This is a genomic window from Nodosilinea sp. LEGE 07298, assembly GCF_015207265.1.
Lineage (GTDB): Bacteria > Cyanobacteriota > Cyanobacteriia > Phormidesmidales > Phormidesmidaceae > Nodosilinea.
Map to the genome: position 1 here is coordinate 1 of NZ_JADEXE010000225.1, position 11,356 is coordinate 11,356.

At 56.3% G+C, this 11,356-nt stretch carries 10 protein-coding genes; 6 read left to right on the forward strand and 4 right to left on the reverse strand.

Going from position 1 to position 11,356, the window contains the following annotated elements; genetic code table 11:
• The 5 genes from IQ273_RS23980 to IQ273_RS24000 all read left to right on the forward strand — a co-directional run.
• Positions 1–569 (forward strand): RuBisCO accumulation factor 1 (locus IQ273_RS23980; protein ID WP_313898225.1); only part of this gene is annotated, 569 nt, incomplete at its 5' end.
• A gap of 9 nt (positions 570–578) precedes the next feature.
• Entirely contained in the window at positions 579–806 is a 228-nt protein-coding gene (locus IQ273_RS23985) for a hypothetical protein (protein ID WP_194025668.1), read from the forward strand.
• Positions 807–1,040: 234 nt separating this feature from the next.
• Complete coding sequence (locus IQ273_RS23990) at positions 1,041–2,780, forward strand: TrkA family potassium uptake protein (protein WP_194025669.1); 1,740 nt, start codon at positions 1,041–1,043, stop codon at positions 2,778–2,780.
• A 36-nt stretch (positions 2,781–2,816) separates the two neighbouring features.
• Positions 2,817–4,310 carry a DEAD/DEAH box helicase family protein gene (locus IQ273_RS23995; RefSeq protein ID WP_194025670.1) on the forward strand — a complete coding sequence of 498 codons (1,494 nt, stop codon included), beginning with the start codon at positions 2,817–2,819 and terminating at the stop codon, positions 4,308–4,310.
• A 463-nt stretch (positions 4,311–4,773) separates the two neighbouring features.
• Positions 4,774–5,475 (forward strand): hypothetical protein, encoded by a 702-nt coding sequence (locus IQ273_RS24000; RefSeq protein ID WP_194025671.1) that lies wholly within the window; start codon positions 4,774–4,776, stop codon positions 5,473–5,475.
• Positions 5,476–5,708: 233 nt separating this feature from the next.
• On the opposite strand, the gene secG is transcribed toward IQ273_RS24000, so the two are convergent.
• The 4 genes from secG to IQ273_RS24020 all read right to left on the reverse strand — a co-directional run bounded on the left by secG (position 5,709) and on the right by IQ273_RS24020 (position 10,367).
• Entirely contained in the window at positions 5,709–5,963 is a 255-nt protein-coding gene (gene secG, locus IQ273_RS24005; protein ID WP_194025672.1) for a preprotein translocase subunit SecG, read from the reverse strand.
• 168 nt (positions 5,964–6,131) lie between these two features.
• Positions 6,132–7,730 (reverse strand): 2,3-bisphosphoglycerate-independent phosphoglycerate mutase, encoded by a 1,599-nt coding sequence (gpmI, locus tag IQ273_RS24010; RefSeq protein ID WP_194025673.1) that lies wholly within the window; start codon positions 7,728–7,730, stop codon positions 6,132–6,134.
• Positions 7,731–8,009: 279 nt separating this feature from the next.
• Positions 8,010–9,719, reverse strand: coding sequence for an ABC-F family ATP-binding cassette domain-containing protein (locus IQ273_RS24015; RefSeq protein ID WP_194025674.1), 1,710 nt, complete (start codon positions 9,717–9,719; stop codon positions 8,010–8,012).
• A 228-nt stretch (positions 9,720–9,947) separates the two neighbouring features.
• On the reverse strand, positions 9,948–10,367 hold the full coding sequence (locus IQ273_RS24020) for a hypothetical protein (protein ID WP_194025675.1): 420 nt from the start codon (positions 10,365–10,367) through the stop codon (positions 9,948–9,950).
• 301 nt (positions 10,368–10,668) lie between these two features.
• Here IQ273_RS24020 and hisIE point away from each other — a divergent pair, with 301 nt between their 5' ends.
• Positions 10,669–11,319 carry a bifunctional phosphoribosyl-AMP cyclohydrolase/phosphoribosyl-ATP diphosphatase HisIE gene (gene hisIE, locus IQ273_RS24025; protein WP_194025676.1) on the forward strand — a complete coding sequence of 217 codons (651 nt, stop codon included), beginning with the start codon at positions 10,669–10,671 and terminating at the stop codon, positions 11,317–11,319.
• Positions 11,320–11,356: the final 37 nt, after the last annotated feature.

An 11,356-nucleotide genomic window follows, 5' to 3' on the forward strand; every position in this document is an offset into this window, starting at 1 on the left:
TGATTGCCCAGGGCCTTCGCTTTGCCGAAAGCCCCACCGCCCGCCAGCATATCGAGAAGCTGCTGACCGACTTTACCGTGGTCAAAGACCGCCCCGCTCCCCGGCTGCCCCTCTACCGGCTCGAAACCGAAAGCGAGCTGCCCCGCGTGATCCCCGTGGTGGGGCAGATGCCTTTAGCCATAGATGACCTCAAAGCCGTGCCGGTGGTGGTGCCCAAGGAACCCTTCAGCATGGTCAGCGCCAGCGGGGCCAGCGCCTGGGTTGCGGTACCCGGCTGGCAGGTGATTTTTCGGGCCGAAGACCCGGTGGGCCTGCTGGCCCAGTCGCGATCGTTGCCCAACTACCCCGGCGATGCCGCCGATGAGACGGTACTGGTAGTGGTCGATCGCAGCGATCGCACGTGGGATGACGACGGCTACTTTCTCACTGCCGAGGCCGATCAGCTCACCCTGGCCTGGTCATCCAGCCCGATCGAAACCCCCATTTTGGGCAAAATCATCCTGATTCTAAGGCCCAAGCGCATTCTCGACGAAAACTACAACCGTGAACTCTGGCAGCTAGACGAATAGGAGACCACTATGGGCCTGGAACGACGTTTATCTCGCGATATGTTCTTGAACACCGAAATCGTGGAGCTGCGGCAGATGTGCTTCACCCCTGGTCGCATGTTTGAGCCTGGCAAGTACATCGCGGGCGATCTACCTGATACCGCCTTCGAGATGGGCCTGGTCGAAAAGCTGCCCCCGGTGCGCGGTAAGAGCGAAGAGTTGGGGGATCCGCCTGCCAAGCCAGAGGGGGCAGAGTAGAGGGGTGCAGGGTTTACGGTTTCAGGTTCACGGCATCCCTAAAACCTGAAACCGTGAACCGCACACCTTAAACCTTTCACCCTAGAGCTTTAGAGCCTGTCACCATTAAATTGATCAAAGATAGATTGGTCAAAGACGAGTTGGCATTCAAACTTTTACGACAACGTGCTCCAGGCTACAGCGGTCCCTGCCGCCAGACTCGACAACAGAACATAGTATCTGTGGTTGTTGGCAATGGCCGCGACATCTTTAACGCCTCGGGAATTGCCCTCGCCCCAGCGTCCCCAAATTATTATCTGTGGCCTGGGCCGTACGGGGCTGCGTATTTTTAGCCTGCTGCGGCAGCAGGGGGCGAGGGTGGTGGGCGTCAGCTACCACCCCATGCCCGAGATCGGCGGCGATGTTGTCGTAGGAGAGCTGCGATCGCCCGCCACCCTCACCCAGGCTGGCATTCATCAGGCCCAAACCCTGGTGCTAGCGACTTCCGACGATGCCCTCAACCTGGCCATTTTGACTCAAGCGCGCATTCTCAACCCCAACATTCGCATTATTAACCGGCTGTTTAATATCAGCCTGGGCGAGCGCCTCGACCACACCCTGCCCCACCACGTTAGCCTGAGTTCGGCGGCGCTGGCGGCACCGCTGTTTGCCTTTGCGGCGCGGGGCCATCGGGCGATTGGCCAGCTGCGCCTGTTTGACCTTACCTGGCCCATGTACGAAGAGGTGATCGATGCCGCCCATCCCTGGCACGGCAAGCCGCTAAAGGCTCTGTGGGACAACCGATCGCAGCTGTTGATCCACTACCATTCGGCCCGCCGACCGATCGATCTGGTAACAGCGGTGGTGACGGGCGAGGTATTGCAGGTGGGCGATCACCTGGTCATTGCCACCCAGCCCCAGCAGCCCATTCTCAAATCGCGCCACGTAGCTCAATTTTGGCAACGGCTGCTGGTCACCCTCGACCACGGTCGCCGCCGCGCCCGCGCCACCCTGCTGGTGATTTTGGCACTGCTTATCACCATTGGCCTGGCCACCTTTACCTACCTCTGGCACAACCTCAACACCAGCTGGGTCGATGCCCTCTACTTTTCGGTGGGCATGATCACTGGCGCTGGTGGTCAAGAACAGGTGGCCGAAGAGTCCTCCTCTGCCATTAAAGTTTTCACCGCTGTGATGATGCTGGTGGGGGCGGGGGTAATCGGCATTTGCTATGCCCTGCTCAACGACTTTATTTTGGGGTCGCATTTTCAGAGCCTGTGGAGCGTAGCCCGCATGCCCCGTCAGCACCACTACATTGTCTGTGGTCTTGGCGGCGTGGGCTATCGCATTGCGACCCACCTGCATAAGACTGGGCATCAGGTTGTTGTCGTGGAGCAAGATGCCAGCAACCGCTTTCTGCTCTCGGTCAAGGCCCTCAAAATTCCGGTTATTATCGCTGATGCCAATCTGACCTCTACGCTAGAGACTGTAAATTTGGCCTCGGCCCAGGCCCTGATGGTCGTTACCAGCGACGACACGGTCAATCTAGAAATTGCCCTTACCGCCCGCAGTATTAGCCCCCAAGTGCCCGCTGTGGTACGTATCTACGATGCCGAGTTTGCTCAGCAAGTGCAGCAGGTCTTTGAATTTGACCAGGTATTGAGCCCGATGGATTTGGCGGCCCCTACCTTCGCCGCCGCCGCCTTGGGCGGGCGCATTTTGGGCAACGGTATGGCAGGAGATTTGCTGTGGGTGGCGATCGCGACTCTCATTACCCCCCATCATCCGTTCTACAACCAACCTATTCAGGCGATCGCGCAAACGGTGCACCTGGTGCCGTTATACATCGAGTCGGTAAATCGCACCCTCCATGGCTTCGACCTGCTCGACGTCACCCTGACCGACGGCGACGTGCTCTACCTGACCATGCCCGCCAGTCAACTCGACTGCCTGCAATACAACCCCACAACGGTAGCAGAGGAAATGAGAGGGTGAGGCCCGCTACAATACCCCCAGTAACCATCGACCACCATGGGCCGCACGCCAACGCTTACCTACGATCGCGGCACGCTCATCCTCCACCCGCCGCCGCGAGGCAAAAGCTGGGTTGACTTTGCCCACTGGGACGATCGGATCGAAAAGTTCCGCATTCCGGCCCAGCAGTATCGAGATCTGGTTGAAACCCTGCGAGCCGAGCAGGTGCCCTTCAACGACCAGACCCAAACCTTTACCCCGCTCGATCTCGATCCCCAACTGAGCCTAGAACCCTACCCTCACCAGCAGGAAGCTCTCCAGGCCTGGACAGACCAGCGCTGGCGCGGCGTGGTGGTGCTGCCCACCGCCAGCGGTAAAACCTACCTGGCCCAGCTGGCGATGCAAACCACGCCTCGACCGACGCTTATCACCGTGCCCACCCTCGATCTGATGCATCAGTGGTATGCCCACCTGACGGCAGCCTTTCCGGATGTAGAGGTGGGGCTACTCGGCGGTGGCTCCAGGGATCGCACCCCCATTTTGGTCGCCACTTACGACAGCGCGGCTATCAATGCCGAAAGCCTGGGCAACCAGTACGCGCTGCTAATTTGCGATGAGTGTCATCACCTGCCCAGCGACTTTAACCGGGTAATTGCTGAATACTCGATCGCGCCCTACCGGCTGGGGCTAACCGCTACCCCCGATCGCGCCGATGGTCGCCACGACGACCTCACCCACCTGCTGGGGCCAGTGGTGTACCAAAAATCGGCGGCGGATCTATCTGGCGATGCCCTGGCTCCGTTTCAAATTGTGCCCATCAAGGTCAAGCTTTCGGCTCAGGAGCGATCGCGCTACACCCAGCTAATTGCCCAGCGCAACCGCTTTTTGCAGGAGGCCAATATCTGGCTCAGTTCGGCCCAGGGATGGCAGCGGTTTGTGCGGGCTAGCGCCCAGTCGGCCGGGGGGCGGCGGGCGATGCTGGCTCACCGGGAGGCACGGGCGATCGCGCTGGGTACCGAAGGCAAGCTGCGAGTGCTAGCCGATTTGCTGGCTCAGCACTACCCCGATCGCACCATCGTCTTTACTAACGACAACGCTACCGTTTACCAAATCTCCGAGACTTTTTTGATCCCCGCCATTACCCACCAAACGCCGGTCAAAGAGCGCCATGCGGTACTCCAGGGGTTTCGCAGTGGCGAGTACCCTACCCTGGTGGTCAGCCATGTGCTCAACGAAGGGGTAGATGTACCCGAAGCTAGGGTCGCCATTTTGCTCTCGGGCAGTGGTTCAGTGCGCGAGTACGTGCAGCGGCTAGGGCGCATTTTGCGCAAGGGCAGCGGCAACAAGCAGGCGGTGCTCTACGAAGTTGTAGCCGAAGAAACCACCGAAGAAGCCATCTCCAGCCGTCGTCGTCAGGGGGTACAGCAGTCGTCTCAGCGTCCCCACCAGCTTGAGTTAGTGCCGGTCAAACCCGTCTACAGCGCTGATCCTCTTCCCCCTGTGCCTCGGGCTGCCGAAGCACCACCACCTGACAGCGAGCCGCCCTCCTAGTACTTGACCAAGCTGATTTTGACTAGCTCTAACGGCTTAGAGCACAAGGTTCACTAACCTGCACCTATCACCTTTGGCTTGGCAGACTGCTAGGCCGTGCTCCTAGTTAGCCCTTATGACAGTTGTAGTGATCCCAAAGAAGTGGCAATTTTTCCGTTCAGAAATGGCTGCAACCGCTATCTTAGTAGTAGGCTAAAGTCTTGCCAGAACAAGGTTAGCGGCGCTAGCGCCAGAACCAAAATCGGAACCAAAACTGGGCGCTCATTTAGTCGCCCCATCCCCGGTTACCGTTGGCTGAGCTTCCCCCCACAGCCCGACAACGCTCTAGCTTCTGACTGGTAATCGCTGACGATCAAGTCGATAGCTGGGTAATATGCCCGGCGATCGCGCTCAATCTGAGCTATGCCTCTGGCGATTGCTCCTCGCCTGCTCTTCCCAGTGTTTACGCCCTTCGTCTTTTTTCATGGATCAACTGTTTGCCACGACCCTGCTACTTACCCTTAGTGCTGGCTCTACGGGGCTCTTTGTAGCGTCTAATCAGCCCACCCTAGCCAGTTCCTTCAGCGCCAATCCAATGCGAGCGAGCCTATTAAGTTCTGGCGCAGCCGAGTCTGCCCTAGCTACCTACCTGGCTCAGGTAGAGTTGCCCTCAGACTCAACCCTACAGACTCAGGAGGGCGAAGTCGTTGCGACCGATATTTGCGTCAACCTACCTAACTGGCATCGTCCCTCAGATCTGGCCCAGACGAAACAGCTAGAAGCTATGCCCATGTATGGCGCAGCACTACAGAGCGATCCCCTGGCAGAGATGGTCAAAACCTGGTGGAGCCACAACATTTTTTCGTTCACTACCTATGGTCTCAGCGCCCGTACCGACCCCCTTTACCTATCTGGGGTTTGGACAGCCATAGACGACACCTGGGACTGCTACAGCGACAACCAGCCTGAGCAGATTAACCAGGGGGAACTGGCAGAGATGTGGTTACTGCATCATCGCTTGGTGAACCTAGTGTGGCAGGATGAACAGTACCTAGCCACGGTTGAGCCCGTAGATACCGGTCTTCAGCTAGTCCAATTTCCCCGTCGAGAACGTGGTCAGGGTTTGCCCCTCAATATCGTCACCACCAATGGCCAAGCTCTAGAGGTCATGTCGGGCGATTGGTAAGCCGAGACAAAATTCAAATTCCATCATCCCAATTGAGAAAAACCTCGACTAGAAACGGAAAGCTCACGTAACGGCAAACGGTGTTCCCCAGCCAAAGCGGAGATATCCAATTCTTTCTACAACAAATCCCCTGGTTCCATGACCCAGGGGATTTGTTGTAAGAGCCAGTTGGGTGAAATGACCGCTATGAAAAGCAGCGCTCTCAGTGCTAAGCGTAGAGGTTCGTGAAGTTTCTAAAGGGCCGCAGAGGCTGCTGCGGCATCGAGCCAACCCGCGCTGAGCACTACGGTAAGCCCCATAAAGAGCACGGTCAACGTCCAGGTTACTCGGTTTAGGGTCGTTTCAGCGCTTTTGGTGCTGGTAAACAGCTGGGCCTGACCACCCAAGCCTCCTAGGCCATCGCCCTTGGGGCTATGCAGCAGCACCAAAGCCGTTAGACCAACGGCAGAAACCATCCAGATAACCTTCAAAATTGTGGTAACTAGCATCGCGTTCTTAGACTAACCTGCTCAAAATAACGGTGTGGGCGGTGGATAGAAAACCAGCGGGCGATCGCCAACCTGAGCCAGCCCAAAAAGCTCTTGGCCCCAACCTCCACTATACCTTAAGGGCCAGGGCACAAGCGGGGTAGACCACCGAACGGGGCCGTGAAAGGCTTAACGAGATAGTTTTACCGGCGTGCGGTTATTGCGAATCTCTACATCGGCGGAGAGAAACATCGATCGCCCGGTCATTTCCTCGGGCTGGGGCAACCCTAAAATTTGCAAAATGGTGGGGGCAATGTCAGATAGACGCCCGTCTTCTCTAAGATTAACGTCGCCGCCGTAGGCGGGCACCTTGAGCCGCTCCCCTTCCACCAGAATAAAGGGAACAGGGTTGGTGGTGTGGGCTGTCCAAGGCTTGTGGTTTTCGTCCCACATCAGCTCGGCGTTACCGTGGTCAGCAATGATAATGGCGGTGCCCCCCGCTTGACCAATACTGTCGATCAACAGACCCAGCTGGTGGTCAACGGTTTGAAGGGCAGTCACAGTGGCATCTAGTTTGCCGGTGTGGCCCACCATGTCGGGGTTAGCGTAGTTGATGACAACCAGCGAGTAAATGCCCTTTTTGATGGCGGCGATCGCCGTCTTAGTAACGGCATCTGCCGACATCGCTGGAGCCTTGTCGTAGGTGGCTACCATGGGGCTAGACACCAGTTCTCGATCTTCACCTTCTAGGGGCTCTTCTAGACCACCATTAAAAAAGTAGGTAACGTGGGCGTACTTTTCGGTTTCAGCGGTGCGAAACTGCTTGAGGCCATGGTTTGCCACCACTTCGCCCAGAATGTTGCTCAAGTTTTGGGGATGAAAGGCCACCGAGACCGGCATATCGGGGTCGTACTGGGTCATAGTGACAAAGCTTAGGGGCGTAACCATCTCCCGCTCAAAGCCCTTAAAGTTGGGATCAACCAGCGCCTGGGTCAGCTGACGCGCCCGGTCGGGGCGGAAGTTGAAGAAGATCACGCCATCCTCGGGGGCGATCGCGCCAGGGGCAAGCCTTACCGGCTCTACAAACTCATCGTTAACATCCTGGTCATAGGAGGCCAGCAGCGCTTCCATGGCGGTTTGGCCTGTGCCTTCGCCAGGGTCAGTCATCACTCGGTAGGCCTTTTCAATCCGATCCCAGCGATTGTCGCGGTCCATGGCATAGTAGCGACCGCTGAGGGTCACTAGCCGCCCCAGCCCTAGCTGATCGACATAGTCCTGAACTTTTTGCACCGCGATCTTGCCCTCGGTGGGCTTGGTGTCGCGTCCATCGGTGATGACGTGAATACAGACGTCCTCAATATCTTGAGCTTTGGCCATCTCTAGCAGCCCAAACAGATGAGACAGGTGAGAGTGTACCCCGCCCTCTGAGGAAAGCCCAATCAGGTGTAGCTTGCTGTTGCGGTAGCGCACCGCCTGACAGACCTCTAGCAGAGCCTCATTTTCTTGTAGCGAACCGTCTTCTACCGCGTCCGAAATTCGCACCAATTCTTGGGGCACAATGCGCCCGGCTCCAATGTTCAAATGGCCAACTTCAGAGTTACCCATTTGACCTTCAGGTAGCCCCACATCTTTACCCGCCGTGCGAATGAGGGTGTGGGGATAAGCGGCCCACAAACTGTCCATCACCGGAGTCTTGGCGGCAGCGACAGCATTACCGTCAGTATTTTCTCGGTATCCCCAACCGTCGAGAATAACTAACACCATCGGCGGGATTGACGCTTGACTCATGGGTAAAAATCCTTGGGATTTGGACTAACGTCTCGGCAATCATACCATTCAGAAAATTAGCCCCGATTCTGAGCCAGGGCAGAGTTGGAATGGCGAATACAAAAGATACGCAGACAAAAAATCGCGCTGAAGGAATAGTTGAAAGCCTTACCTTCGAGGGTGATACCCCACCTGAAGCGTAGACTTTTACAATCTAAACCTGGCCATCAACTCTACGGTTGAGTTATGAGGTGACTTAAGAAAGATTTTTTATAAAAGGCATATTACTCTACAAAGGCGTCATTTTGTAGCGCCAGTTTTGCGCTTGGCCTGCTGCTGTTTACGCTTGGCCTCAGCCTTGGCCTTTTTTTCAGCGGCTATAGCTGATTGCTTTTCAGCTTCGGCTTCTTCAGCCACCTTGTCAAGGTAGTAGTGGTAGTCACCCCGGTACAGCCGCAGTTCGCCGTCCCGAATCTCGACGATTTTGGTCGCTACCCGAGAGATAAAGTAGCGATCGTGGGAGACCAGCAGCACGGTGCCATCGTAGTGCTGAAGGGCTTCTTCCAGCATTTCTTTGGCGGGAATATCCAGGTGATTGGTAGGCTCGTCGAGCATCATCAAGTTGGCGGGGCGCAGCAGCATTTTGGCCAGGGCCAGCCGAGCCTTTTCGCCACCGCTGAGGGCTTTGACCTGCTTAAAGGCCATATCGCCCGTAAACAAAAACCGACCCAGCAGGGTGCGCACTTCTTCGTTGGTCCAGTCGGGCACTTCGTCGTGGATGGTGGCGATGACGGTTTTCTCTAGGTCGAGGGCCTCGGCCTGATTTTGCTCAAAATAGCTGGGGATCACGTTGTGATCGCCCACGTCGACCTTGCCGTCGGTAGGGGTTTCTAGCCCAGCAATCATGCGCAGCAGGGTCGATTTGCCAGAGCCGTTGTGGCCCAGAAAGGCAATGCGATCGCCCCGTTCAATCAGCAAGTTTGCCCCCAAAAACAAGATTTTGTCGTCGTAGCTGTGGGTCAGGTCTTCAACCGTCACTACCTCACGACCGCTGCGGGGGGCAGGCGGGAAGCGAAAATGCAGACTGCGAACGCTGCCCGTGGGGGCCTCAATGCGCTCTACCTTATCGAGCTGCTTTTCGCGGCTTTTAGCCTGAGTACTGCGGGTGGCGCTAGCCCGAAAGCGATCGACAAAGGCCTGCTGCTTAGCAATCTCTTTTTGCTGACGCTCATAGGTGCTGAGCTGGGCAGACAAGTTTTCTTCTTTTTGGGTCAGGTAGGCAGTGTAGTTACCCAGGTAGGTGTTCGAAACACCGCGCTCAGTTTCTACAATTTGGGTACAGAGGCGATCGAGAAATTCCCGGTCGTGAGAGACAATCACCATCGGGGTGGTGAGCTTTTTGAGGTAGCCCTCTAGCCACTTGATGGTGTCGAGGTCGAGGTGGTTGGTGGGCTCGTCGAGCAGCAGCACATCGGGAGCCTGCAGCAAGATTTTGCCCAGGCCCATGCGCATCTGCCAGCCGCCGCTAAACTCGCTAACGTAGCGATCGCCGTCAGTAGCCTCAAACCCCATCTCGGGCAAAATCTTCTCGATCTGAGACTCTAGCCCGTAGCCGCCCAGGGCCTCAAATCGCCGCTGCTGCTTGTCGAGTTCGTGAATGAGCCGATCTAGCTCGTCGGGATCGGCCTGCTCCATCAGCGTGGGGATGTGGTGAAGCTTCGACTGCACATCATTGGCTTCTTTAAATACGGTCCAAAACTCATCACGTACGGTGTGGCTCGGGTCGACCTCAAACTCCTGAGACAGGTAGGCAATCTTGAGGTCGGTGGGGCGCACGATGGTGCCTGTGGTGGGTTCGATCTTGCCGGTAATAATTTTGAGCTGAGTTGATTTGCCCGCGCCATTAACGCCCACCAGGCCAATGCGATCGCCCGGCTTGACTTCCCAGCTCACATCCTTGAGAACTTCCCCAGTGGGATAAATCTTGCTGATGTGCTCTAAACGCAGCATGGGAAAGCTCCAGGGACAGACTTCAACGGACGGGAAGTAAACGAATCTTTACCAAAGGTAACGAATAATGGGGCCAGGGTGTCCAATCTTGGGCCATCTAACTAATTCATTCTTGAAAGAAAAATCTGTTTCCCAGGCTTTCAGGCAATTGCCACAAAAAAAAGACGCAGCTAGGCTACGTCTCCGTTGATTCATTAGCAGTACCTAAGACCGGGAAATAGCTAAGGTCTACTTCTTCATATCCTTCGCCATTTTGCGAAACATGTCGAGGTTGGTGTCAACCTTACGGCGCTCGGAATTGGCATCCTTCTTGACGACGGGCTGAGAGGAAATGTCGGAAGAGGGTACCTGCTGCACAGGCAAGCCCTGCTCTTGCAGCCTTTTGGCCTCTAGAGCAGAAATCTGCCGAATACTTTCTTTCTCTCCGCTTTCGCCTCGCTTTTTGGCGTAGGTGCGCCGGACGGTTTTAGACGATCGCATGTACTCGATGTTGCCGTAGCTCTTCGCGTCGTCATCGCTCAAGAAATAAGCCCCCTCAACCTGTTTAATAGTGGGCTGCTGAGGTGCAGGCTTTTTGCGCACGGGGCGGTCTGATTCCCCCGGATTCTTAGCTTTTCCGCTAAACAGCCCGCGAATAAATCCAGTCATGAAACTCTCCTGCGTCAGGTATGAAGGTCGAATGTTGCCAAGCCCACGGACGAAGCGCCCTGACAGGGCAGATAGCCAGACTGGACTTAGCTGAAGGTTTGTTAAGTACTATGTTAACTTTTGTTGGGAGAAAAGTAGTAGCGAAATTGGTCTAATCCGCGTTTTGCCTCAAGTCAGTTGTTTATGAGAGCAAATTGCTATAGAACGCGCCATGGCTAGCGCGCCATAACTAACTCAGTCTTTGGGAGGGGCAACGGCCAAGAAATACTAGAGTGGGTAAGGATGTTTTGCCACCCGTACCATGGTTACTTCTCCGTCTTCACCTTTTGCTAACGCCGTACCCATCGATCGCATTCGCTACAACGATCAGGGGCTGGTGCCTGCAATCGTGCAAGACCACCTCGACGGTACCGTGCTGATGATGGCCTGGATGAACGCCGAGTCGCTGCAAAAAACCTTAGAGAGCGGCGAAACCTGGTTCTGGAGCCGATCGCGCCAGGAGTTTTGGCACAAGGGGGCGACCTCCGGCCATGTGCAAAAGGTGCGGGCCATTCGCTACGACTGCGACAGCGATGCCCTGCTGGTTACCGTCGAGCAGGTGGGCGATGTTGCCTGCCACACGGGCGAGCGCAGCTGCTTTCACCAGGTTGAAGACCACAAAATTGCGCCACCTGCCGATACCCTATCGCAGGTGTTTGGGGTAATCTGCGATCGCCGCGACCACCCCACCCCCGACTCCTACACCTGCAAGCTGCTGGCCGGCGGCGACAACAAAATTCTCAAAAAAATTGGCGAAGAAGCCGCCGAAGTGGTGATGGCCTGCAAAGATGACGATGACGATGCGATCGCCGGAGAAGCCGCCGACCTGATGTATCACACCCTGGTAGCCCTGGCCCATCATGGGGTCGACATTAAGGATGTATACCGGAAGCTGCAAGCGCGGAGGCGGTGAGGGAGTGGATGGGTGTAAGGGTGGATGAGCAGGAGGG